Origin of the sequence: Blautia sp. MCC270 (assembly GCF_018785605.1) — a bacterium.
Lineage (GTDB): Bacteria > Bacillota > Clostridia > Lachnospirales > Lachnospiraceae > Blautia_A > Blautia_A fusiformis.
In genome coordinates this window covers 19,486-44,655 of record NZ_WQQD01000009.1, presented here as the reverse complement: position 1 = coordinate 44,655, position 25,170 = coordinate 19,486, and the positions used below count along the sequence as shown (strand labels likewise).

24 protein-coding genes and 1 pseudogene are annotated in these 25,170 nt (G+C 46.9%); 10 read left to right on the top strand and 15 right to left on the bottom strand.

Annotated features, from left to right (window positions below; genetic code table 11):
• Positions 1-2: 2 nt before the first annotated feature.
• From GPK58_RS03950 to GPK58_RS03920, 7 genes and pseudogenes are all read left to right on the top strand, one after another.
• On the top strand, positions 3-434 hold the full coding sequence (locus tag GPK58_RS03950; protein WP_015525392.1) for an ATP synthase subunit C: 432 nt from the start codon (positions 3-5) through the stop codon (positions 432-434).
• Position 435: 1 nt separating this feature from the next.
• On the top strand, positions 436-744 hold the full coding sequence (locus GPK58_RS03945; RefSeq protein ID WP_021653137.1) for a V-type ATP synthase subunit F: 309 nt from the start codon (positions 436-438) through the stop codon (positions 742-744).
• A 12-nt stretch (positions 745-756) separates the two neighbouring features.
• Positions 757-1,344 (top strand): V-type ATP synthase subunit E, encoded by a 588-nt coding sequence (locus GPK58_RS03940; protein ID WP_092072620.1) that lies wholly within the window; start codon positions 757-759, stop codon positions 1,342-1,344.
• Positions 1,337-3,106 (top strand): V-type ATP synthase subunit A, encoded by a 1,770-nt coding sequence (locus GPK58_RS03935; protein ID WP_015525389.1) that lies wholly within the window; start codon positions 1,337-1,339, stop codon positions 3,104-3,106. Before GPK58_RS03940 ends, GPK58_RS03935 begins: the two co-directional genes overlap by 8 nt.
• A 15-nt stretch (positions 3,107-3,121) precedes the next feature.
• A complete protein-coding gene (locus GPK58_RS03930) occupies positions 3,122-4,504 on the top strand; it encodes a V-type ATP synthase subunit B (RefSeq protein WP_015525388.1) in 1,383 nt (460 codons plus the stop codon).
• A 12-nt stretch (positions 4,505-4,516) separates the two neighbouring features.
• A complete protein-coding gene (locus tag GPK58_RS03925; protein ID WP_059086266.1) occupies positions 4,517-5,140 on the top strand; it encodes a V-type ATP synthase subunit D in 624 nt (207 codons plus the stop codon).
• Between the two features lie 830 nt (positions 5,141-5,970).
• Positions 5,971-6,957 (top strand): annotated as a pseudogene (locus tag GPK58_RS03920) (MATE family efflux transporter); the annotation flags it as partial.
• Here GPK58_RS03920 and GPK58_RS03915 read toward each other — a convergent pair.
• The 12 genes from GPK58_RS03915 to GPK58_RS03860 all read right to left on the bottom strand — a co-directional run bounded on the left by GPK58_RS03915 (position 6,876) and on the right by GPK58_RS03860 (position 17,928).
• Complete coding sequence (locus GPK58_RS03915; protein WP_215638240.1) at positions 6,876-8,813, bottom strand: recombinase family protein; 1,938 nt, start codon at positions 8,811-8,813, stop codon at positions 6,876-6,878. The pseudogene GPK58_RS03920 and the gene GPK58_RS03915 overlap by 82 nt on opposite strands.
• A 53-nt stretch (positions 8,814-8,866) precedes the next feature.
• Positions 8,867-9,058 carry a hypothetical protein gene (locus GPK58_RS03910; protein ID WP_000503424.1) on the bottom strand — a complete coding sequence of 64 codons (192 nt, stop codon included), beginning with the start codon at positions 9,056-9,058 and terminating at the stop codon, positions 8,867-8,869.
• A gap of 70 nt (positions 9,059-9,128) precedes the next feature.
• Positions 9,129-9,359: a YdbC family protein gene (locus tag GPK58_RS03905; RefSeq protein WP_000659121.1), complete on the bottom strand. Its 231-nt coding sequence runs from the start codon at positions 9,357-9,359 to the stop codon at positions 9,129-9,131.
• A gap of 76 nt (positions 9,360-9,435) precedes the next feature.
• On the bottom strand, positions 9,436-10,290 hold the full coding sequence (locus GPK58_RS03900) for a ParB/RepB/Spo0J family partition protein (RefSeq protein WP_000743701.1): 855 nt from the start codon (positions 10,288-10,290) through the stop codon (positions 9,436-9,438).
• A gap of 7 nt (positions 10,291-10,297) precedes the next feature.
• Positions 10,298-11,263 carry a MobV family relaxase gene (mobV, locus tag GPK58_RS03895; RefSeq protein ID WP_001145977.1) on the bottom strand — a complete coding sequence of 322 codons (966 nt, stop codon included), beginning with the start codon at positions 11,261-11,263 and terminating at the stop codon, positions 10,298-10,300.
• Positions 11,264-11,781: 518 nt separating this feature from the next.
• On the bottom strand, positions 11,782-12,813 hold the full coding sequence (locus tag GPK58_RS03890) for an AAA family ATPase (protein WP_001170965.1): 1,032 nt from the start codon (positions 12,811-12,813) through the stop codon (positions 11,782-11,784).
• Between the two features lie 153 nt (positions 12,814-12,966).
• A complete protein-coding gene (locus GPK58_RS03885) occupies positions 12,967-13,440 on the bottom strand; it encodes a sigma factor-like helix-turn-helix DNA-binding protein (RefSeq protein WP_000323521.1) in 474 nt (157 codons plus the stop codon).
• A gap of 83 nt (positions 13,441-13,523) precedes the next feature.
• Complete coding sequence (locus tag GPK58_RS03880) at positions 13,524-13,949, bottom strand: sigma-70 family RNA polymerase sigma factor (RefSeq protein ID WP_000323896.1); 426 nt, start codon at positions 13,947-13,949, stop codon at positions 13,524-13,526.
• Between the two features lie 94 nt (positions 13,950-14,043).
• Positions 14,044-14,553, bottom strand: coding sequence for a sigma-70 family RNA polymerase sigma factor (locus GPK58_RS03875; RefSeq protein ID WP_000872511.1), 510 nt, complete (start codon positions 14,551-14,553; stop codon positions 14,044-14,046).
• Positions 14,554-15,042: 489 nt separating this feature from the next.
• Positions 15,043-15,213 carry a cysteine-rich KTR domain-containing protein gene (locus GPK58_RS03870; RefSeq protein ID WP_223213393.1) on the bottom strand — a complete coding sequence of 57 codons (171 nt, stop codon included), beginning with the start codon at positions 15,211-15,213 and terminating at the stop codon, positions 15,043-15,045.
• Positions 15,214-15,267: 54 nt separating this feature from the next.
• Positions 15,268-17,187 (bottom strand): tetracycline resistance ribosomal protection protein Tet(O), encoded by a 1,920-nt coding sequence (tet(O), locus tag GPK58_RS03865; RefSeq protein ID WP_000691759.1) that lies wholly within the window; start codon positions 17,185-17,187, stop codon positions 15,268-15,270.
• A 366-nt stretch (positions 17,188-17,553) separates the two neighbouring features.
• Complete coding sequence (locus GPK58_RS03860) at positions 17,554-17,928, bottom strand: TnpV protein (protein ID WP_001140406.1); 375 nt, start codon at positions 17,926-17,928, stop codon at positions 17,554-17,556.
• Positions 17,929-18,025: 97 nt separating this feature from the next.
• On the opposite strand from GPK58_RS03860, the gene GPK58_RS03855 reads away from it, so the two are divergent.
• Positions 18,026-18,331, top strand: a complete 306-nt coding sequence (locus tag GPK58_RS03855; RefSeq protein WP_330627192.1) for an MATE family efflux transporter — start codon at positions 18,026-18,028, stop codon at positions 18,329-18,331.
• A 237-nt stretch (positions 18,332-18,568) separates the two neighbouring features.
• Here the strand turns inward: GPK58_RS03855 and nagB are convergent, their stop codons facing one another.
• Positions 18,569-19,312: a glucosamine-6-phosphate deaminase gene (nagB, locus tag GPK58_RS03850; protein WP_015525385.1), complete on the bottom strand. Its 744-nt coding sequence runs from the start codon at positions 19,310-19,312 to the stop codon at positions 18,569-18,571.
• A 346-nt stretch (positions 19,313-19,658) separates the two neighbouring features.
• On the opposite strand from nagB, the gene GPK58_RS03845 reads away from it, so the two are divergent.
• Positions 19,659-20,723 carry a LacI family DNA-binding transcriptional regulator gene (locus GPK58_RS03845; RefSeq protein ID WP_173740343.1) on the top strand — a complete coding sequence of 355 codons (1,065 nt, stop codon included), beginning with the start codon at positions 19,659-19,661 and terminating at the stop codon, positions 20,721-20,723.
• Between the two features lie 3 nt (positions 20,724-20,726).
• The gene (locus tag GPK58_RS03840) at positions 20,727-21,743 is read left to right on the top strand and encodes a LacI family DNA-binding transcriptional regulator (RefSeq protein ID WP_215638239.1); all 1,017 of its coding nucleotides are present in this window, start codon (positions 20,727-20,729) and stop codon (positions 21,741-21,743) included.
• Between the two features lie 185 nt (positions 21,744-21,928).
• Here GPK58_RS03840 and GPK58_RS03835 read toward each other — a convergent pair whose 3' ends face one another.
• Both GPK58_RS03835 and GPK58_RS03830 read right to left on the bottom strand, forming a co-directional pair.
• The gene (locus tag GPK58_RS03835) at positions 21,929-24,412 is read right to left on the bottom strand and encodes a transglutaminase domain-containing protein (RefSeq protein ID WP_215638238.1); all 2,484 of its coding nucleotides are present in this window, start codon (positions 24,410-24,412) and stop codon (positions 21,929-21,931) included.
• Complete coding sequence (locus GPK58_RS03830; RefSeq protein WP_215638237.1) at positions 24,412-25,158, bottom strand: copper homeostasis protein CutC; 747 nt, start codon at positions 25,156-25,158, stop codon at positions 24,412-24,414. The genes GPK58_RS03835 and GPK58_RS03830 overlap by 1 nt, the downstream gene beginning before the upstream one ends.
• Positions 25,159-25,170: the final 12 nt, after the last annotated feature.

Sequence of the window (25,170 nt, the reverse complement as noted above, 5' to 3'; positions counted from 1 at the left end):
TCATGACAGTCATTACACAGATCACAATCGCAGTTGCACTTGTACTCAGCATCATTCTTCCATTTGGTTATTATCTTCTCGGCGAAAAAAGCCGCGGCCGCTACAAAACAGCTCTTGGTGTCAACGCCTTTTTCTTCTTCGGGATCATGCTTGTTGCCATTGCAGTAACATTTGCAGGCGGAGCTTCCGTACAGGCTGCTACAGGCGCTGACGCAGGCCTTGCAACAGGTATGGGTTACATCGCAGCAGCACTTGTTACCGGACTTTCCTGTATCGGTGGTGGTATTGCCGTTGCCAGTGCGGCAAGCGCAGCACTTGGAGCGATCAGTGAGGATCAGAGCATCCTTGGTAAATCTCTTATTTTCGTAGGTCTTGCCGAAGGTGTTGCTCTTTATGGACTGATCATCTCCTTCATGATCCTGGGTAAACTTTGATATGAAAATGTATCTGATCAGTGACAATATTGATACTCTGACAGGAATGAGACTGGCCGGTGTAGAGGGTGTGATCGTTCATGAGCACGACGAGCTGAAGGAAGCTCTGGAGCGCACCATCGCAGACAAAGAGATCGGAATCATACTCCTGACCGAAAAATTCGGCCGGGAGTTTCCTGAGATCATTGATGATGTCAAGCTTCATCACAAAACACCTCTCATCATTGAAATTCCTGACAGACATGGTACCGGCCGCAGACCTGATTTCATTACATCTTATGTAAATGAGGCCATCGGATTAAAATTATAGGCAGGTGATATTATGACAATTGAAGAGAAGCTTAAACACTTCTATGACACCTCCGTGGACGAAGCACGCCGTCAGGCGGAAAAAGATGTCCGGGAACACAAGGAAGCCCTGGATGCCGCACTGGAGGAACATAAAAAAATGTCTCTGGGAAATGCTGCCAGTTCCCGCAAAGCCGAGATCGCAAACGCAAAGCGTGAGATCAACAAGGCACTTTCCGCAGAGCAGCTTCACATCCGGCGAAACTGGACTGCCAGACAGAGCCGCTTAAAAGAAAAACTTTTTGCAGATGTCCGGGTACAGATCCTGAAATTCATGGAATCTCCCCGCTATGAAGAATATCTTTGTACAAAGATCGAGGAAGCTGTCTGCTTCGCGGAACACGATGAGATCCAGATCTATCTTTCAAAAGAAGATGAACCCCGTCTGAAGTCTCTCACTGTAAAGACCGGTTTCCCGCTGAAGGTTTCCGATGAATCCTTTATCGGCGGGATCAAGGCGATAATCCCTGAAAAAAATATCCTCATCGACAATTCCTTTGAGGAAGGCTATCAGGCAGCTTACAGAGAATTCAAATTTGACGGAGGTCCAGCACATGAGTAAAACAGGTATTATCTACGGTGTTAACGGTCCTGTTATCTACCTCAAGGGCGACACCGGCTTCAAGATCTCCGAGATGGTCTATGTAGGCCCCGAAAAACTGGTTGGAGAAGTCATCGGTCTTAAGAAACATATGACGACCATACAGGTTTTTGAGGAAACTACAGGGCTGAAACCCGGAGAAACTGTTATCGGAACAGGAGACGCTATTTCCGTTCTCCTTGGTCCGGGAATCATCCACAATATTTTTGATGGTATCCAGAGACCTCTGGCAGAGATTGCCCAGGCCTCTGGAAAATATATTTCCCGTGGTGTCAGCGTTGACTCTCTTGACACAGAAAAAAAATGGGAAACCCACATTACCGTAAAGGAAGGTGACGTCATCGGTGCAGGCACGGTTATTGCCGAGACACAGGAAACCGCCTCCATCCTTCACAAATCCATGGTTCCGCCCACCATCACACACGGAACCGTTATCCATGCAGCTCCTGACGGTGCCTATACCGTTCTGGAGCCCATTGTTACCATCCGCCTTGATGACGGAACTGAAAAAGAACTGGCACTTGCCCAGAAATGGCCGATCCGTGTTCCACGGCCGACCTACAAGCGTTTCCCGGCCAGCGTTCCGCTCCTTACCGGTCAGCGAATCCTGGATACCCTTTTCCCTATTGCCAAGGGAGGCACTGCCGCAGTTCCCGGCGGATTCGGAACAGGAAAAACCATGACACAGCACCAGATCGCCAAGTGGTCTGACGCGGATATCATCATCTATATCGGCTGTGGTGAGCGTGGAAACGAGATGACACAGGTTCTTGAGGACTTCAGCAAGCTGATCGACCCGAAATCCGGAAACCTGATGATGGACCGTACCACACTGATCGCCAACACCTCCAACATGCCGGTTGCAGCCCGTGAGGCTTCCATCTACACAGGTGTTACACTTGCGGAATATTACCGTGATATGGGTTATGATGTAGCGATCATGGCAGACTCCACATCCCGATGGGCCGAGGCTCTCCGTGAGCTTTCCGGACGTCTGGAGGAGATGCCTGCAGAGGAAGGCTTCCCTGCATATCTGGCAAGTAAGCTTTCCGCCTTCTATGAGCGCGCGGGAATGATGCAGAACCTGAACGGAACAGAGGGTTCCGTATCCATTATCGGTGCAGTTTCCCCTCAGGGTGGTGATTTCTCCGAGCCGGTCACACAGAATACCAAACGTTTTGTCCGCTGTTTCTGGGGACTGGACAAGGCTCTTGCCTATGCCCGTCACTTCCCTGCCATCCAGTGGCTGACCAGCTACAGCGAATATCTGGAGGACCTGACTCCCTGGTACAGAGAGCATGTCTCCCCGAAATTCGTTTATGACAGAAACCAGATCATGGCTATCCTCAACCAGGAAAGCTCTCTTATGGAGATCGTCAAGCTGATCGGAAGCGATGTTCTTCCGGATGATCAGAAGCTGACGCTGGAGATCGCCAGGGTTATCCGTCTGGGCTTCCTGCAGCAGAACGCTTTTCACCAGGAGGACACCAGTGTTCCTATGGAAAAGCAGTTCCTGATGATGGAAACCATCCTCTATCTCTACGAAAAGTGCCGTGCCCTTGTAAACCGTGGCATGCCGGTTTCCGTGCTGAAGGAGGATAAGATCTTTGAACGTATCATCGCCATCAAATACGAGGTTCCAAATAAAGAGCCGGAGCGTTTTGATGAATATCATAAAGATATCGACCGCTTCTACGACAATGTACTGGAAAGAAACGGTTAAAGGAGGGATCAGTTTATGGCAATCGAATATCTTGGCCTGAGTGAAATAAACGGCCCTCTTGTTGTCCTTGAGGGTGTAAAAAACGCATCTTACGAGGAGATCGTGGAATTCCACATGGAAGACGGCACTCAAAAGATCGGCCGTATCGTGGAAATCTATGAGGACAAGGCCGTTATCCAGGTTTTTGAGGGAACTGACAATATGTCCCTCGGCAATACACACACACGTCTTACCGGACATCCTATGGAGATCGGGCTTTCTCCTGAGATCCTGGGACGTACCTTTAACGGTATCGGCCAGCCCATTGACGGGCTTGGCGAGATCACACCGGAGGTCAGCCTGAACATTAACGGGCTTCCGCTGAATCCGGTAACACGTGAATATCCACGAAACTATATCAACACCGGTATCTCCGCTATTGACGGACTGACCACACTGATCCGCGGCCAGAAGCTGCCGATCTTTTCCGGTAACGGTCTTCCACATGATAAGCTGGCTGCACAGATCGTTCAGCAGGCTTCCCTGGGAGCAGACTCCGATGAGAAATTCGCCATTGTTTTTGCAGCAATGGGTGTGAAATACGACGTAGCGGAATTCTTCCGCAGGACCTTCGAAGAAAGCGGTGCGTCCGACCACGTTGTGATGTTTTTGAACCTTGCAAACGATCCGGTTGTAGAGCGTCTTCTGACACCGAAGATCGCCCTCACTGCCGCTGAGTATCTTGCTTTTGAAAAAGGCATGCATATCCTGGTAATCCTGACTGATATCACCTCCTTCTGTGAGGCCATGCGAGAGGTTTCCTCCTCCAAGGGTGAGATTCCTTCCCGAAAGGGTTATCCCGGATATCTGTACAGTGAGCTTGCAACCCTTTACGAGCGTGCGGGAATCGTCCGTGGCGGCACCGGGTCTGTAACCCAGATTCCAATCCTGACCATGCCAAACGACGACATCACACACCCGATCCCCGACCTTACCGGATATATCACAGAAGGCCAGATCGTACTGGACCGCCAGCTTCACGGTCAGGCGATCTATCCGCCGATCAATGTTCTGCCATCCCTGTCCCGTCTGATGAAGGACGGTATCGGTGAAGGCTTCACACGTGCCGATCATCAGGATGTTGCCAACCAGCTCTTCTCCTGCTACGCAAAGGTAGGCGATGCAAGAGCTCTGGCATCCGTTATCGGTGAGGATGAGCTTTCTCCGCTGGATAAGCAGTACCTTGTATTCGGAAAAGCCTTCGAGGCAGAGTTTGTAGGACAGTCAGAAACAGAGAATCGAAGCATCATCGAAACTCTGGATAAGGGCTGGGAGCTTCTTGGCCTTCTTCCAAGAGAAGAGCTCGACCGTATCGATACCAAAGTTCTGGATCAGTATTACAGAGAAACCGTCCGTTAGTGAGGTGATTTTATGGATCCGAATACCTTTCCCACCAAGGGAAATCTCATACTTGCAAAAAACTCTCTGGCTCTTTCCAAACAGGGCTATGAGCTTATGGACAAAAAGCGTAATATCCTGATCCGTGAAATGATGGAGCTGATCGATCAGGCAAAGGATATCCAGTCACAGATCGATGAGACCTTCCGTACCGCTTATGCGGCTCTTCAGAAGGCAAATATGGAAATTGGAATCGCTTTCGTAGACCAGATCTCTCATACCGTTCCTGTGGAAGATTCCATCCGGATCAAAACCAGGAGTGTCATGGGAACCGAGATCCCTCTTGTGGAATATGACAAAAAAGCAGGCAACACGCCGACCTACGCCTACTACAGCACCAAGCTGTCCCTGGACGAGGCCAAGGCAGCCTTCGAGCGTGTAAAGGAGCTGTCCATCCAACTCTCCATGATCGAAAACGCCGCCATCCGTCTTGCCACCAACATCAAAAAAACCCAGAAGCGTGCCAATGCGCTGAAAAACATCACCATCCCCAGATACGAAACTCTCACCCGAGATATCACCAATGCTCTGGAAGAAAAAGAGCGTGAAGAGTTTACACGTCTGAAGGTGATCAAACGTATGAAACAAAATAGTTAAAAAAATCCTCCGCAGATCTTTCCGGTTCTGCGGAGGATTTTTTGGTTATCCACATTTATCCACACCTGAAAATGACTTTTCAACACCTTGCAGTGATCGTTTTAACTGGGCACTGTTCTTTTTTATCCTCATTTCCATACATCCGATAGTCCCCTTTTTAAATAGATTAGTTTTTCAAGAATTCATTTACTATTATCTGATTATTTGTTTTTATTCTTTTATATTATGTCTTTTTTGCAATAAATTTTATGATATTTAGAATTTAAAAATGTCAATAGTTTTAAAAACTTTTTTCCCATTTTTTACAATTTTATCATTTTACACAAAACATATGTTTAAATTTATTTATGTAAATCAGGTCATCCACATGGTTATCCTTGTGGATAATGTGGATAAATTTGTGCATAACTTGATTATTGGCGGATTTGCGGATTTTTGTCATGTGGAAAACTTTTTGGAAAGTTTTTCACTTATCCACCATGGTTCGACAAGTTTTGTGCATATTGCCAGAACGACCTTTTCAGGGCTGATATCGCCCGTATCCGCACGCACCTGTCTAATGTTGCCAATCCTCTCCGATTTTATATCAAGCCTTTCTTTTTGCAGCTTTTTATGGTGTTTCTCCTGCGTGCGGTCTTGACATCAGCACTGTTTTTTGTTAATGTGAAAACACTAAAACAACGTGTGGATTTTTCAGTTTTGAACTTTTTTCGCCACACAATCTGTCCGATTCGAGAAGACAGATTGTGTGGCTTTTATTATGCACAAAAAACACGCTCTGTTTTCCGCACCTGATATTCTTACGATTCTGATATAAAGGGGGATTTTTCATGAACAGCACATTTATGAAGGAAAAGCCTGTCGGCCCGCTGCTGGCATCCATGGCGCTGCCTATGGTCTTTTCCATGCTTGTAAACTCACTATACAACATTGTGGACAGCTTCTTCGTGGCACAGATCAGCGAGCAGGCCATGACCGCCCTGTCCCTTGTCTATCCGGTCCAGAACATGATCAACGCCGTTGCCATTGGCTTCGGAATCGGAATCAACGCCAGAGTTTCCTATCACCTTGGCGCAGGCGACAAAAAAATGGCAGACACTGCCGCAACCCACGGATTTTTTCTGTCTGTGATCCACGGGATCCTGATGACTGTGATCAGCATCGCTGTTATGCCCGTATTCCTTCAGATGTACACCCAGGATGAAACCGTGATCCGGATGGGGCTGGAATATTCTACCATCGTTTTCCTGTTTTCCACAGTAATTGCCATCAGCCTTTTCTTCGAAAAACTTTTCCAGGCTGTAGGACGGATGAAAGTATCCATGCTCGCCCTGCTTGTGGGATGTATCAGCAACATCATCCTGGACCCGTTCCTGATCTGGGGAATCGGCTTTTTCCCGAAGCTGGGTATCCGGGGCGCAGCTCTGGCTACTGGCATCGGCCAGGTGCTCACCATTGCGGTCTATATGGTCTTTTATATCCTGAAGCCTATTCCTGTACGTGTAACGCCCAAAGCCCTGAAAACAAGCAAAGTAACGGATCTGAGCCTGTATGCCATCGGTGTTCCCGCGATCCTGAACCTTGCACTGCCATCGTTTCTGATCTCTTTTCTGAACTCCGTGCTGGCCGCTTACTCGGACAGCTATGTGGTGATCCTTGGCATTTATTACAAACTGCAGACCTTCCTGTATCTCCCGGCCAACGGAATCATCCAGGGAATGCGCCCGCTGATCGGTTATAACTTCGGTGCCCGTGAGATGAAGCGTGTGAAAAAAATCTTCCGGCTCACCCTGGAATCCAGCTGTGTGATCATGCTCAGTCGGTCATTTTTTGCGGACAGTTCAATACATGCCCTTCGGTTCCTCTCCCTACTCCTGCGTTTGCTCTCGTTTGATTTCTCCCTCTGTATCCTCTTAGCACAAGCGGGACAATACTTTGATATTCCAGAGCTGGGGACGTATTCAACACCGCACACCGTACAATTTTTAGGCTTTAACGCCGTCCACCGCTTTGTGGGTGTGATATGTAATTCACCGACAAAGCCGATGAATTTATAGTAAATCTTGATTTCCTGCCTTACTGTCCCGTCCGCAAGTTTCTCACGTTCCGAAACAAGTATCTTGTCTATGAGTGCGTTTATGATGGTTGCGTCCAACTCTTTCAGCCCCTGATAGTTGCGGATTAGGGATAGAAAGTCCCTCACGCCCTGCGATTTCTCATAGCTGTCATTGAGCGTTTCCGTTACCTCTTTCAGCCGTGCTTCAATTTCAAGCTGCTCTTTCTGGTATTTCCCCGACATCATCTCAAAATTCCGCTCCGTGATACGCTCCATTACCTTGTCCTCATAGAGAGAGGAAAACAGCCTGTCAAGCTCCGCAAGGCGTTTGTTCAGCTTCTTCTTTTCTTTCTCTAATGATTTCGCCCTGCTCTGGTCTGTTTCCGTGAGCCGCCTTTCTATGGCTCTGACCGCCTTTTCATCATTGACCGCCATATCCGCAAAGCGGTTGATGTCGGCAAGGACGGCATTGAATAAGTCCCTCGCTTCAATGCTGTGTGCGGTACACATAACATTGCCATATCTGCCATAATTATTGCAGGTGTATTGTACGCAGTCGATGATGTCGGGGCGTTTCCTCCTGTTGGCACTCGCCGCCCGCATCGCATAGCCGCAGTCCGCACACTTGATAACGCCCGAAAAGATATTCTCAAATCCCCCTGCGTTCTGCTCCCGCCTGCGGCTCGTCATAAGCTGCTGTACGGTGTCAAATTCCTCCTGCGTGACTATCCCCTCATGGGTGTCTGGTATCACTTCCCATTCTTCGGGCAGCTTAGAGGGGCGTTTCTTGCTTTTCATGTTGGCTGCAATCCGCTTGTAGCCTGCAAGGTTGCCCGCATATATCGGGCTTCTTAAAATGCCCCTCACGCTGTTCTCGCTCCAAATATAACGGTTTTCCTCGTTATCCTCAAAGTACCGCTCATAGCCTGTTGCCCCTTGCTCCACCGCATAAGCGGCAGGGCGTAGGATATGCTGTTTGTTGATGTGCTTGCGGATTTTGGCGATGCCGTTGCCCGCTAACGCAAGGTCGAATATCTCCCTTACCACATGGGCAACTTTGTCATCTATCAGCAGATGGTTGTGGTCGGCAGGGTCTTTGACATAGCCATAAGGGGCTGTTGTTCCCATGAATTTCCCCTGCTGAAACCTCGCACGGTACGCCGATTTTATCTTGACTGACACATCGGCAGAATACATTTCGTTTAGGATGTTGCGGAAAGGCGTGATGTCCATAGCGGATTTGTTTAAGGTGTCCACGCCGTCATTGACCGCTATATACCTCACGTTATGCTCTGGGAAAAAGACTTCCAGATATAACCCACAATCAAGATAGTTCCTCCCCAGACGGGATAAATCTTTTGTAATCACGCAGTTTATCAGCCCGTTTTCAATGTCCTTAATCATATTCTGGAAACTTGGTCTTTGGAAATTTGTTCCAGAGTAGCCATCGTCAACATACGTTTTTGCTAAATGCCATCCCTGCCTTTTCACATAATCCGTGAGGATGGATTTTTGTGTCGCAATGCTCGCACTCTCGTTATCCGTGCCATCGTCCTTTGATAAGCGGCAGTAAATGCCGACTTCATAAATCTTGTTCTCCGTTCTTATTCCTGCCATACTGTAAAACCTCCATATCTGTCCTAACGTTTTCATGTTCCATTGCGTACATTCTAAGCGGACAGCCCCTCATTGTCGAAGGTGTCGCCCTCGGCAATCTTCTTCCGAATATCCTCGGAGATAATCGGGACAAACGCTTCTGCAACGGTCTGTGTGCCGATATATTCTCGACTGATAATCATTTGTACTTGCCCTTTTGGCACAATACGCTTTCTTCTTCCAGTTGTTTTCCTATCCTCGCCCATACTTAAATCTTCCTTTCCAGACAGGGCAGGAGAACGTCTGGAAACGCCCCGCCCTGTCAATCAGATACCATCAATCCCCGCTGTTTACTTCTTTCTGTAATGCTTCAAGGAGTGCCGCTGCTTCATCAGCGTTCAACGTGATACCCTTTCCGCACTTCTCACGGTTCGGGGAAAAGCTGCGGATGTCATATTTCGGCTCTCTCCCGTTCCATGAAATAAGATTGATTTCCTTTGTGTAGCCGCTGTCACTCGCAGACAATACGGCGATTTCCTTTACAATCTCATACTGGATTTCTTTCATTCCTTACCTCATTCTCCTTAAAATTCTGTCTTTCTTCTGTTCCAAATTCCTGCATTTACTTCCCGAAAAAAGAAGGTTAGCGGCTGTCCCTGCTCCGTTTTCTCTGCAACTCACGTTCCAGAAGTCGGATGATGGTTTCCTCCATCTGCTTCGGCGTTGTGTCCTTCGGAAAGTATTTTTTCAGTTTGCTTGTGTTGATTTTCAAGGTTTCTTTCTGGTTTCCCTTTTCCTCCGTCATAATGGAAAATATCATATCCATGTCAAGCTGCCCGCTCTGGCTCATGCTTTTCATCCGCTGTGCCTGTGAGAGTGAGGGCGTTGCTTCTTCGCTCTCCATCGTGGCAAAGAGATTTTCCTGCTCGTCTTTCTTCAAAAAGGACAGTTCCACCGCAGGTGTGAGGGCGATTTTCCCCTCGTCCACCATCTGCAAAATCGGCGGTATCAGTTCCGTCAGGCGGATAAAACGCTGGACGGTCATCCTGCCCACGCCGAAGCCCTGTGCCACTTTGTCGTCCGTCCGCAACTTCGTCACAACTTGTGACGAGGTTAAGTCTGTGCGGAAACCCTGCCGCTTCATGGCTTCGGATTTCATCCTGTAGGCAAACGCCCGCTCCGATGGCAGGATATTTTCACGCTGTAAATTACTGTCTACAAGGGTGATGATGGCTCGGTCACGGTCTAAGGGCAGGACAAATGCAGGCACGGTATTTATACCTGCAAGTTCGGACGCACGGACACGCCGCTGCCCCGCAATCACTTCATAACCGTTCCCGTCCTCTTTCGGGCGTGTGATTATCGGCGTGACAATGCCAAATTCCTTGATGCTTTCCGCTAACTCTGACAGCGTTTCATCCTCCACAACATGAAACGGATTGTCGGGAAACGGGTATAAATCTTTGGTCTTTAACACCTTAAAATCCTGTTTCTTCATTCACTTTTTACCTTTCTCTTGATTTGTTTCTGCCTGTTCTCTGTAATTCTTCCAACACTTCTGGCGGTATCTTTGAGAGCAGCCGCCCCATCTGCTCGTTGGTTCTCTGCAATTCAAATATCCTCTGGTTGGCTTTCTGCACCTTTAATTCCTGCTCGTACTTTTCATCACGCATACGCCCTGCATAGTCGGCTTCCTGCCCGATTTGCTCCTTTAAGCTGTCGATATACGCCTGCTGTCTGCCGATTTCCTTAGAGAATTTCTCCACTTCGGGCAGCCATGCGGCAACCAGTTCCAGAGCCTTGTCACGCTTTTTCCCTGCGTTAAAGGCGTTGATGTCGGACAGGGCAGACACGATTTCCCCATACTGCTTATCAAGCCTGCCGCCCAACTTATAGAGCCATGTGGGGACGTGTTTCCGCTTGGTTTCCATCGAAGATTGACCTCTCTCAAGCTGATTCCAACGTGAGGACATCCGCTCATGGTAGGCGGTCTGCCACTCCGACAGGCTCTTTTGATTGCCTAAAATTGTTTTGGCGGACAGCTTATTGTCTGGTGTAATCGGCACAAAGCAGAGGTGCATATGGGGCGTTCTCTCGTCCATGTGGACGACTGCGGAGAGGATATTCTGCTCCCCGACACGCTCCGAAATGAAATCCAGAGCCATCGTAAAATACGCTTTCTGTTCTTCGGGCGGTAACTGGTTCATAAATTCTGGTGAAGCCGTGATGAGCGTTTCCACCATCATCACGCTGTCTTTCCTTGTCCTGCACCCTGCTTCGGCTACCTTTCGGTTAATCTCTTTCTTATAGGTGTACTTTGGCGGTGCGACAAGATGATAGTTATTTTTAGAGCGTTCCATGTCGATATCTGGGTTGCTTTTGTAGGCTTCTTTCTTCCGCTCGTTGTGGCGTTCGCAAGCCGCAACGCCGCCCGCTTTGCGTTTCTGGAAACGCAGGATTGCATAGGGCATAATCCATCATCTTCCTTTCTTCGGCGGGTAACTGCCCTTTGGGTGACAGCGGTGACGGTGGTGACGGCAGTTTTGGGATGCCCCCTGCCGATTGCCGTAACTGTCACCCTTATCCCCTGCATGACGGTCATGACGATGGTGACGGTGTTTTTGGGATACTCCCTCGCAAGAGCTGTAACCGTCATGCCGCCGTTCTTTTATCCGAAGCCGCAAGGCGTAGGATAGCAGGGCGTAAGACCTGCCATAAGGGAGTCCAGAGGGAACGTCTGGCACACGGCTCTTTGCAGGGCAAAGTGTAGTGTGTTACACCCTGTAAACGCAGTCGGAAAAATCGGAGAGATTTTTCTGACCGCAGGGGTGATTTTACACGCCCGAAAAGGGCGGGTGAATCCCACGCCTGCATTTTGCGTTTGCGGGGTGTTCTCCCGTAGGGATGACAGCGGCAGGGTATCCTAAAATCACTGTCACTGCCGTCACCGCTGTCACCCGCAGGGCAGAGCCGCCAACTTTACATGGCTTTAAGCGTCAATGACAGTAACAGGGGGTATCCCAATATCGCTGTCACCGCCGTCACCGCTGTCACCCGCCCTCCTTGCAAGGGCAATCTGCCTGCCGTCTTTCCTGCGGCTGTACTGGTAGCAGATACGGTTCTCGCTTAAAAATGTGGTGTGATATTCATTCAGCCATTTCGTAATCACCGTGGGTATGGTTTCCGTTTCCCCCATAGCGGCTAACAGCTCCGTTGCCGTGCCTGCCCATTCTTCCTTATCCCTCATAAAATCCACCAACCGAAAAAGGACATCTGGTATCGTTTCTTTCGCAAGCTGCTCCTGCGTTTTCCTCTCCACAAGTTCCCAACTGCAATCACGGAAACGGAGCGTGTATTCCTGATAGGGCGTGTCCCTGCCCGTTACATACAGCTTGGCGGTGTCAGATGCCCGTTTCTCCTTTTCCAGAACAAAGGTAGCGTCCGCACTCCCCGTTAAGCCTGTCGTCCCAGACACCTTGTTGAACACATCGCTGTCATTCTGCTTTCGGATGTGGTGTACGACAATGACCGCCAGAGAGTGCCTGTCGGCAAAATCTTTGATTAGGGAGATGTCCCCATAGTCGCTTGCATAGGCGTTGTCTTTTGAAGCTGTACGGACTTTCTGCAAGGTATCAATGACAATGAGCCTGCTGTCTGGATAGTCTTTCAGATAATCCTCAAGCTGCACGATAAGACCGTCTGACAGCTTGCAGCTTGCCACGGCAAAATGAAGCCGCCCGCTCGCTTCGTCCGTCAAACGGAACAGCCTGTCCTGTATGCGGCAGAACGTGTCCTCAAGGCAGAGGTAAAGCACATCGCCCTCCATTGTCGTCATGTCCCATAAGGGGATTCCCTGCGACACGCATAAGCACAGCTTCAGCATGAGCCAGCTCTTGCCTATCTTCTGTGAGCCGCAGAACAGCGACAAGCCTGTGGGGATAAGGCTGTCCACCACAAAGGACGGCTTCTCAAGCGGCTCATAAAGGAGCGTTTCGGCGTTGACTGTCTGTAACTTCTGCATGGGTTTCCTCCTTTCGGGCAGTTATCTTGTTTTTGTTGCACATAGGCGTTGACCTCCTTAAAAATAGATTTACTCCCACGAAAAAAGTGAGAGTATGTAATACCGCCAATCCCACACAAATAAAAAACAGATTTCTTTTTCGGGCGGTGTCGGTCATGGTTGGAGATATTTCCTCATTTCCGCTTTTACTTTCTTCTTTGCAACAGCAACGGATTTCTGTATTGCAGAAGCGGTGCAATGCTCCATAGCGGCGATTTGGTAAAAATTGAACTCATACTCGTAGTAGAGCAGGAAACGTCGCCTTTGTATCTCTGGCAGTCTGTCAACCGCCTTACAGAGCAGTTCCGCCCGTTCTGCTTCAATCATTTGTTCCTCAATGCTCTTAGGCAGCTTTAACGCCCGCCTGTTCAGCGTTTCGTCCCATACTTCCGAAAACTCCCTGTGCCGCTCGTCCCATTGGAGAAGATTCCTGTTCCTGCGTTCCATCTGCCGAAATTCAAAGAATAACTGCTCGGATACTTCCAGTTCGTGGTGTTCCCCCTGCCCGTCCTTAAAACTGATAAAATACCTTATACCGCTTTCCGTGGATTCCTCCCGAAGCGTGTACGCCTTAGCTTTATATGCCATCCCGTTTTCCTCCTGCCAAAAATAAGCGGGGAGATTCCACTCCCCACCCAGTAGCCCGCAGAATAATGGGATGTATTAGACGCTTACAAAATTTTCCGAAGCTTCTTCCGCAGATGGTCTAACCTCGCATAGATGGCACCAGTCGTCAAATGCACAAGTGGGGCAATCTCCTTTGTGGAATACCCCTGCATTTTCAGCAGGACGATTTTCAAGGTACGCCCGTCCACCGTGACTAATACTTGATAGAGATTTTCGCTCTCAATCTCGTCCAGTAACTCCGCAACTGTATTCACCTCCGCTTGCCGCTCCCTGTCTGCCATGTCCTCAAGGTATTCCGCAACGTCATTCGTCCATCGGTAAAACCGCCTGTTGGAATTGAAGTCTGCCCTGTCCGCTATGCGTATCTGCTCAATGGTCACTTCATCAACGCCGCACTCACGCAGCAGCTTTTCCTCCGCTTCTTTCCAGATACGCCATTTCCTGTCCTCCCGTCCGTGGTTGTATGCCATTCTTTCTTCCTCCAATCAGAATTGATTGAGAGGGCAGAGAAAAGCCCCCTCATTTTCCCAAAGGAAAAAACAAGGGGGCTGAACGCCTTAAATTTTAATTTTCTATTATCTTTCTTAGTTTTCTTAGGATTCTGGCTTTGCGTTTGTTCACAACGCTCTGGGTTATGCCTAACCTCGCCCCGACTTCACGCTCGGAAAGTCCGTCAAAAAAGATTGCCTGTATCAACTCCTGCTCACTATCCGACAACAAAGGCAGGGCGGCTTTCAGCCTGTCCACCATAACAGCATTGACAACGGTTTCCGCAATGTCCGCCGCTTCATCAGCGATAAAGTCCAGAGGATTCCCCTCGCTGTCCGTAAATCCGTCCAGAGATAGCAGGCTGTTCCTCGCATCTAATTTTTGCAGGTAACGCCACCGCTCCCTGTCACGGTAGAAGTCCGCATATTGCTCCCTTACGACTTCAAGCAGACAACCTTGGACGGGGATAAACAGCTTGTCCATATATCCCTTGTCGGCTTGCCTGCGGCGGCAGAAATCCGTATAGGACAGTTCCACATAGCCGCCGCTTTCTTTGATATATACTTTTCTTGGTGCGTATTTCACCGCTAATACCTCCAATCTGAATTTTTGAAATGTAAAAATCCAGATGGAGAGGCGGGGAGCGGCAACGCACACCAGAAACAGCCCTGCGGCACTTTCCAACAAAAAACGACAAAAGAAAAACCGCAAAGGCTCTGTGACCTTCACGGTTATGGGAAATACAAATTCTGTTGTATGGAGATTGTACTTCCACTTTCAAGGTGAGAAGTACCGCTGCACTGGCAGAAATTTTTTTAACTGGTTTCCTGCCATTCTCTGATATGCTATGTATTGATAAATTTTACTTCGTATGAGCAGATGAATAACCGCCCGAAAAAAGAACATAAAAAAATCCCTCCAAATTTAAAAACAAATTCAGAGGGTAATTTAGGGTATAACAAAATAACCCACCCGAATATCGTTTTTTTTATTTGGTGAGTTTGTTCTTTCAAATACGAAACAAAAAGAGCCGATGATTCGTGAATTGTTCCACAATTTCATCGGCTCTGCGTCTTAAGCGTCTGGCTCTTTGATGACAGTTATCTTCAAGTTGTCAACTTTAATCAAGCTTTCTTGTCTGCATTTTGGACAATAAAGGGGATAATTCTCCAAAACAGTGTCCTTCCTAATTTTATTACGGGTTTTGCTCCCACAAACAGGACACAATATCCATTCGCATTTCATCATAATTAGTCTCTAATCCTTTCAAATCTCATTTTATATGACTTTTGCAAGCTGTTAAGCTAACTTGTGGAACATATGCCGAACCTTATCTATACGGCTATTCGGGCGGCGGGGTTGGCAAATAAATTTACCAATAGCTGGCTGGTATCCTTTTAACTCTGTCAAGCAGACTCCCTGCCCATTTGTGAAATAAGTTAAATCGTTCCTGTATTCTTGAATACATCTGGCAGGGATTTCTCCTTTCAGAATGACCTCGTCATTCTTTACCTGAGTACTTACAATATCTGCACAATACCTTGGGGCATCATGATACGCCCGTGAGAGATATTCCTGCGGTGCATAAATTTCAAAGTGGAGATATGGCTCTAATAGTTCTGTCCCTGCTTTTTTTAAAGCCTGCTCCAATACGATAGGGGAAAGCAGCCGAAAGTCTGCGGGGGTACTTACAGGACTATAATACAATCCATATTCAAAACAGATTTTACAGTCTGTCACTTTCCATCCATACAGCCCCTGCTCGCAGCCATAAAGAACCCCCTCCATAACCGCATTTTGGAACGATTGGTTTAAATATCCAAGTGAAACTCTGCTTTCATACTGCACTCCGCTTCCAATAGGGAGCGGCTCTATGGACAACCCGACAGAAGCCCAGAAAGGATTTGGCGGGACTTCTATGTGGATGGTATATTCTGCTTTTCTAAGCGGTCTTTCCATATATATAACAGTAGGCTCTTTTATTTCTGCCTCCACATGGTATTTTTCCTCAAGGATGGCACAAATGACTTCCATCTGCACATTCCCCAAAAAAGAAAGTATAATCTCATGCGTTGTAGTATCCACATAATATTTTAAAAGAGGGTCGCCATCTGAAATTTCTGTAAGTGCCCCAAGCAATATTTCCCGCTGTTCAGATTTCTTTACTGCAATCGTTGTTTGGAGCATAGGGAGAGGATTTTCAATAAATTTTCTCTGCGGCAACAGCATTTCGTTCCCCAAAATACTGTTTAGCTGCAAAACATCATTTGGTAAAATTACAATATCACCAGAGCAGGCTGTATCGGATGAATATAATTCACCGTTTGTCGGAACACACATCTCTGTGATTTTTATTTTCTCTTTTTCAGATATTTTAATAACATCCCTCAAATGCAATGTTCCGCTATATATACGCACATAAACAAAACGCCGCCTTTTCTCTGAATATTCAATCTTAAAAACCTGCCCGCATAGTTCAGATTGACCTTCAGGCGTTGATGAATAAAACTTACTGGCAATCACTTCTATAAGCTGCCGAATCCCCAGATTGTTTTTAGCACTTCCGTGATAAACGGGAAATAACGTTCCGTTTTGGAATCTCCTGTTTTCTTCCTGTTCCAGTTCTGACATTTTAAACGGTTTCCCTGACATATATTTCTCTAATAGTTCATCGTTTCCCATAATTACCGCATCCCACTGTTCCATATCGTCATTGTCCGTTACATTTATATGGGGATGCTGCCCAACCTTTTGCTTCACTATAATTTCCGAAGAAAGCTTTGCTTTCATTTCTTGATATACCATTGGCAAATCAATCCCCTCTTGGTCAATTTTATTGATGAAAAAAATTGTCGGAATCTTCATTGTCTGTAGTGCATGAAACAGTATACGGGTCTGTGCCTGTATGCCATCCTTTGCAGAAACTAATAATACTGCTCCGTCTAATACGGATAAAGAACGGTATACTTCCGCCAAAAAATCCATATGGCCTGGCGTATCTATAATGTTGACTTTTACATCCTCCCACTGAAAAGATGTCACTGCTGTCTGGATAGTGATTCCCCTTTGACGCTCCAAATTCATTGTATCTGTCCTTGTTGTGCCTTTATCTACGCTCCCTGGTTCTGCAATTGCACCACTGGTATACAATAAACTCTCCGTTAATGTTGTCTTTCCTGCGTCAACGTGAGCCAGAATGCCTAAGTTAATTATTTTCATGTGATTTTCCTCCTATCAACACCCAAAAAAGGGCATAAAAATACCCAGTGATAAATACTCCTATCACTGGGTAAATAACTCCAATAGCCCCAAAACACTTATATGTTTTCGGGCATATAAAATTACATGATAAAAGTATTCTTAAACTGGGTACAAAAAACTAAGCCCCATATTAAAAGTGAAACGGGACTGCTACTTTTTGTTCCCACTATCAAATTGACAGTTTATTTAAGAATACCTTGCCGCATATTTATTAACTCCTTGTATAATACTGAATCTAATTATATTCCTTAACCCTTTATTTGTCAAGCTGACAAACTAAAGCAGAAAAAGCGGCAGGATTTCCCCCTGCCACTAATCATCTGTTTATGCAAAAATAATTTCCTTTTCCACAATCTCCCTCGCACAAGCCCTTATGTTATTGAGGCATCCTGTCCATTCTAAGGCGTTTTCTGCCTTTAGCTGTTCCGTTATGCCCTGTGCCTGTTTCATACCCTCTATGAGCCTTTCAAAGCGTTCCTGTGCCTGTCTGTCAATGTCGGCAAGGTAAGCGTTAAGTCTGCCGCTTGTAAGAAGATTGGTGTATGTAACTTTGCAGTGATGCTTCAGATAATCCAAATGCCGCTGTCCCCAGATGCCTATCGGCTGTTCTTCTTCGGCGGGTACAGTTAAGCACGGTATTAAATAATCGCCTTGCCTTTCGTATTTGCCGCCCATTTCCTCAAAAATTGTCTTTGCCATTGTCTGTTACCTCCACATTCTTTTTTATTTTGAATGTCCGCAAAATCCGTCCTACATCTTTGGAACCGTTGTCTGCCTCCTGGCATCCGGACAGCTTATGGGACTTTTCACAACTACCCCGGAAACCATTGCCGCTGGCTCCAGAGCACTGAAGATCATTAGCGCCGGCTTTCTTGTTTCTGCTGTATCCGTTACCACTTCCGGTGCCATGGAAGGCCTTGGAAAAGGCACGCAGTCCCTTGTAATTTCCCTTTTCCGCTATGTGGTCGTTATCATGCCCACCGCATATCTTCTGTCCCATTTTATGGGTCCTGATGGCGTGTGGAACGCATTCTGGATCACAGAGGTGTTTACAGCCATCGTTTCTGTCATGATTTATCACAAAACGTTGAAAAAAGCCTGAGACTGCAAATGTCCGGCCCACCGGCCTGTTTGCAGCCACCTGCAGGTTTACGTCCCGAAAGCACAAAAAGCTTCGATCCACTCTCTGAGCACATCGCTCATCGATGAGAGTTAGATCGAAGCTTTCTTTATTAACCAAATCAGGAAAATCCCATGAGTGATTGCTGATATCCTCTTGACTCAAACGGATATCCGTGATCTGCGTTCATTTAATTCGCGGAAATTTCCTCTGTATCTCTTACAGCAGTCCCTTCTCACGGATCAGCTTTAAAGCGCCTTCATCGGCCACTACCGTCACATCCGGGTGAAGCTGCAGGATAGATGCCGGCACGTTGGGCGTGATCGGTCCGTAGAGAGATTTGTAAAGGGCATCTGCCTTTGCCTCTCCGGTAGCGACCAGAAGGATTTTCTTTGCAGTCATGATGTTTTTGATACCCATGGTATATGCCTGCTTCGGCACATCATCCATAGTCTCAAAGAATCTTGCATTTGCCTTGATGGTGCTCTCCGTAAGGTCTACGCAGTGAGTCTCCTTCTCAAATGCTGCACCCGGCTCGTTGAAGCCGATGTGACCGTTTCCGCCGATTCCAAGCAGCTGCATATCGATACCACCCACACTGCGGATGATCTCATTGTAATCCGCGCAGGCTTTCTCACTGTCCTCTTCCAGTCCGTTTGGCACATAGGTTCTTGCCTTATCGATATTTACATGGTCAAACAGATTTGTGTTCATAAAATAACGATAGCTCTGATCGTTATCTCCGGAAAGTCCTTTGTATTCATCAAGATTTACGGATGTGATCTGCGAAAAGTCCAGATCTCCTTTTTTGTACCACTCGATCAGCTGCTTGTACATTCCCACCGGTGTGGAGCCTGTAGCAAGTCCGAGAACAGCATTTGGCTTCATGATAATCTGTGCAGACATGATGTTTGCCGCTTTTCTGCTTACGTCATAGTAATCTTTTCCTGTATAAATGATCATAATCTTTTTCCTTCTCCTTGTTTCGTATAGCTGATTTTCTTGTTATGTAAAACGTTTCGTTTTTTGTTAAGACTATCTTACCGCATCCGAAGCAGCTTTTCAAGTAAAATCATAGGGTAAAAATCATTTTTCCTATTTTTTACAATTATTCCGTCTTGTTTTTGTGTACTTTTTCGTATTAGGTTTTGTTAAACGTTTCATTTTTATCAATTTTCTGTACAATACGCTCGTTTTTTCTGATACTTTATGTGTAAAAAATGCCATGTGTATTGAGGCATTTTCTTTTTCATGATATAATATGAAAATACTATATTATCTGTAAATGCATCAGAACCGGAGGCTTTACATGAACGTTACGATCAATGATATCGCCCGTGCGACAGGCCTGTCCACCGCAACGATCTCCAAATATATAAACCACAAAAAAATACGGGAAGAAAATCGTATCCTTATAGAAAAGGCAATTCAGGAGCTTGGATATACCCCAAACCGGAATGCCCAGCTTCTTCGTGCCAAAAACACACATACCATCGGTATCCTGATCTCAGATCTTGGTAATTATTTCTGGGGCGAGCTTGTCAACTCCATTATCAAGCATTTCACGGATCATGGCTATACAGTTATTGTCTGTTCTTTCTTTTTTGAACATCAGAAGGAGATCGATACGATACAGGATATTATCTCCCAGCACTTTGACGGAGTTATCATGCTCCCATCCTGCTGGCATGATGACCTGTACCAGCTTTTACAGAATGCCGGCATACCGGTTGTAATGCTCGATCAGATTCCTGCTTCCATGAGACATTTTCCTGTAGACTGTGTTATTTCTGATAATTACAGAGGCGGTGCACTGCTGGCAGAGCACCTTTTGGAAAAAGGCCACACAAAGGTCTGGATCATGGAACAGTATCTGGCCTCCTACACCATCGAGCAGCGGATCCAGGGCTTTGTGGATGTATATCAGAAAAATGGCATTGACCTTCTGAAACAGCAAGATTCTTTTCCCCCTGTTTCTTTTGGTTCCACTGCAGAAACGATCATCCAGAGCAACCTGCATTTCCAGAAGCTTATTGATTCTTCCGATCCCCCTACTGCTGTCTTTTTTGACTGCTATCTCTCCGCAATGGGTGGTTTAAGCGCTGCCAGCCAGGCACGGATTTCCGTTCCTCAGGATATTTCCTTTGTGTGCTTTGATGATGATCCGCTTTTCAAGACCATGAGCGCGACCATGACCTGCGTCTCACAGGATCTGACAAGTATGGGGAAACATGCTGTGGAATTACTTTTAAAAAGGATCCATGGAGACTATACGGATTTTCCCAAAATAGACATGCTGGATGTTGTATTCCACCCGCGGCGCTCCGTAAAAGACCTGTCCGAACACAACAGTACAGCATCCGGAAAGGATTGATTTATGAGTGCAACCATCAAGGACATTGCCAGAGAAACCGGTCTGGCACTGGCCACCATTTCAAAATATATCAACGGCGGAACTGTACGGCCGCAAAACAAAAAGCAGATCGACGAAGCGATCCGGAAACTGAATTACGTTCCACGAAACACGGCCCGGGGACTTCGTTCCTCCAAGACTTACCGTATCGGTCTGGTATCCGGTCCTCCCAATAATCCGCATAATGCTTTTCTTCTGAGCAAAATAGAAAACACCATGCGCGCTCACGGTTATTCTCTCACATTTATGAGCGACGACAAATATAAGGATCATGTCAATAAATTCGTCCCTCACATGCTTCGCTCCGGAATCGACGGTCTTATCATTTCTTCGTTCTGTCTGAGCAAGGACATCTGTTCCGCCGTAGAGCATACCAAGATCCCTGTTGTGGAACTGGAAGAGCACAGTCATTTCCACCGTACAGACTGTATACAGACCAGCTGTACCTCCGGAGCCTATGAGATCGTGGAGCATCTGATAAAAATGGGGCATCAGAAGATCGCCCTTGTCAACGGTTCCCCTGCATCCTATACTGCATGTGAACGAAAAAAAGGCTATCTCCGGGCACTGGAAGACTACGATATTCCTGTTAATCCCGATTATATCATCGCTGAAAATTACACAAACGACTTTGGATATCAGGCAATGCAGAAATTATGGAATCTTCCGGAACGTCCGACTGCCGTATTTTCTGCGAACTATACACTATGCCTCGGTATTTATGAAGCGATCTACAGCCTTGGCATCCGGATCCCGGAAGACCTGTCTGTTGTCTCCTTTGATGATTTTGAACTGTCCATGCTGCTTTCTCCTCAGCTGACCGCTGTCCGTCAGCCGCTGACCGGTCTGGCAGAGCAGGCCTGTGATCTGCTGCTTCGCAGAATGAACGGAGACTACAGTGATTTTCCAAGGACGATACGCCTGAAGCCAGAATGTATCTACCGGGATTCCGTGCGTGATCTCTTTTCTGATGCTAAGTAATGCAAAGCAACTTTTATTACGGCAATTTCGGGAAGCACAACAGGCATTTTCATTCCGATCTGCCCGCATATTCTGAGCATCTGAACCACTGCAATAATTTCACAGCTTTTACAAAGGGCACAGACCGTCACCGACACAGTCGATGATACGGCCTGTGTTCCTTCTGTATATATCCGTTATATCTGTCACATCAGTCTCAACAGCATATCTCCGGTTCCCACATTGTATCCGCTGGTTGCATAAATCCCATTCAGGCTTTTGTTTGTCACAATGATCAGCGGGAGCTTATCCGGATCTACGTACATTCTTCTTCCCAGTATATTGATGATCTCTGAAAAATCATCATATAAGATCTGAACATTTCCAAGCTTGCCCAGTGCTCTTGAAAGGGTAGGTGTCTCCAGCGCTTTTTTGCTTTTTACTACAAAAATGATTCTCTTCGCATATCGGGAAAAAGCTTCTTCCTGCTCCATCATCTCATTTAAGATATGCTCCGTCGGTTCTTTCTCCTCTTCCAGAAACGCCAGGATATGCTTCCCATCTGCCGTCAGTTCTGACGCCTTCACGGTGCTCCCATCCTCTTTTCTGAGAGTAAATTCCGGTATGGAAATATTCTCCAGCATGTCTTCCAGGTTTGCATTTCGAAATGCCAGCTCCACCCTCTTCATTTCTCCGATCTGAACCTCAAAATAATACTCCGCTGCAAATATATTTCCATTTGGCAATCTGTTTGAGGTAAGGATCCTGTAATTTCCCGCTTCCAGCGGCAGCTTCATCACCTGATCTCTGAAATTTTCGGCTTCCAGCTTCCGTGTGATATATTTTCCGGCTTCCAGTTTTGCGATGCTCCAGTTCTGGAAATATTTCCACTGTGTATCCGCACTTGCCTTCAGAAGGATCGATGCCTTTTTCTCCGTTTCCACAGATACCGGGATGAATTTTCCGTTTTTCATATATTCCATGGAACGGTCATGAGGGTTCAGGCGTGCCGGAATCCCCAGTGTTCTCGCCATTGCCACAAAAAGGATCTTCTTTGACAGAAGACTTCCTGTTCCCGTTTTCAGACATCCGGACGGCGTGGTGATCACACTGCTGCGTTCTTTCTCCGGGCTGGAAACGATCTTATCCTCAATCCACTTCCAGATCTTCACCGGTTCCTTTTGCAGCATATTTTTTTCTTCTTCCGACAGCTGCTCAAGGATCGCTTTTCTGTATTTCTGCAAAACTTCATCGTCAACTCTCGGGTTCAGTACATATGGTACAAAAATATCTGCATCCATGTTTTTTTCATACGGTAATGCAAATTTCAGGTGCTCCTCCAGAACCTGGCTGATACAGTCTGTTCTGTCTTTCTCTGTGAGGACTTCAAGGAGTTTTTTTCTCATTGAAGAATCTCCAGTTTCTTTTTCCAGGAATTTCCGACACTCCGGATTGCTCAGGTTTCTTACCTTCTGTTCCCTGTAAGCGTTTGCCTCTGCCAGACGTTTGCTGCCCCTTTCCTTCTGCTCCGGTGTTGGCATATCTTTATTTACAGGTGCATCATGAGGTGCGATCATATCGATCTCCGTCCACTCCTCATAAAAAATACCCTTTTCCTTTCCTACGGGCATCAGACAGATCTCACAACAATCCTCTGTTTTTGTATCCATGCTGTTTTCTGCATGCAGCCATTCTCCATCTGCATACATCCTTGCAGAAATATGGATACTTCCAAGCCCTGTTGTCAGGCTGACTTTTCCCAGACTGTCGGTTTTCAGTTCTGCGATCGGGGCATATTCCGAATAATTCAGCACCTCAAAAGAAACTTCTGCACCTTCTGCCGGTTTTCCATGTGAATCCTTTACGGACACAGTGATCTCTTTTGTCAGTGCATATCGTTTCAGCTCGTTGAGCATAGTCACCATACCATCTTTGCCGATCACTTCTCCCTCCGGGATCATGGTATCAAAAACTCTTGAATGGACCATCATGGCCCTTGAGGAAGCGTTGGTAAACCATCCCTTATTCAGGATCTCCTCCGGCTCACAGGCTCCCAGAAAATACCAGCTTCCATCGCACCAGATTTCCACCCAGGCATGATTGTCATCACAATGAGACCACTTTGGTGCATATACCTGACGGGCAGGTACACCAACACTTCTCAGTGCATTAACGGTAAATACAGATTCCTCTCCGCATCTTCCGTTTCCTCTGCGGTATACGGCAAGTGCAGACAGGGTACGATCATCTGTACAATGATAGGTAGCCTCCTGTGCACACCAGTAGTTCACCTCCAGGGCAGCTTCCCGGAAGCTCATTCCCTCAGTTCTCTCTCCGATCTCCCTGCGGAAAAATGTACGGCAGGGTGCGATCTCCTCCTCATTTACTCTATGAAACAGCACATAATTCAAAAAGATTTCCTCCGGCAGCTCTGCCACCCCGGAGTTTTCCTTCCATAAATATACGCCATTCTCCGCATGATCCAGAAATACTTCAAACGCATAATTTCCGATATCACTGTATGGCATGAACGCATATAAATATTTGCACGCCAGAGCCACTTCGTCTGTGCATTCCGCAAGCTTTTTATCAATCTCCGCAAAAGCCTGCGGTAACCCCATCACCTGCTCCCGATATTTTTTTTCGATCCGATCACGGTTTTCTTTCAGAAAAATCTTCCCCTCAGCCATTATAATTCCTCCAGAACTTTCTTTGCAGCACGAACATTTTCAATATCTGTACGCCATATCTCATATTCACTGAATGTCGGAAGTCCCATATTGACACCTTCCTTGCGAAACTGCATCGCACTGTCCGTTACAACCTTGCCGCTCATATGATAAGCCTTGATCCCGGTAAGGGGATAAAGCTGGCGGATCACTTCCGCACCGACGCCACTCCCCGCCTGGATGGTGATACGTCCCTGACTCCTGGTTTCCAGTTTCTTCAGAAGTTCCGCACTCTGAAGGCAGGTATTCTTCTGTCCGGAGGTAAGGATCGTATCGATTCCCAGCGAGATTGCCTGTTCCATAGCCTCGATCGGATCTGCGCACACATCAAAAGCCCTGTGCAGCGTAACAGACATATCTCCCGCAGCATCCATCAGTTCTTTCATCTGTTCCATATTCAAGGTGCCATCCGGTTTCAGGATACCTATTACGACACCCTCCGCTCCCATTTTGCTGAAATCCTTTACGGCATTCCTTATCATAGAAAATTCCGCATCTGTATAACAGAAATCTCCAAACCTCGGACGGATCAGCGCATGGATCCGGATATCTGAACGCTTCCTTATTTCCTCAAAAAGCCATGGGCCGGGAGTTGTTCCCCCGATGATCAGATTGCTGCAAAGCTCCAATCTGTCCGCACCACCCTCGGCTGCTGCCATGGCGGATTCCACAGAATCCACACAGGTTTCCAGAATATAGTCTTTCATGTAAAAATCCCC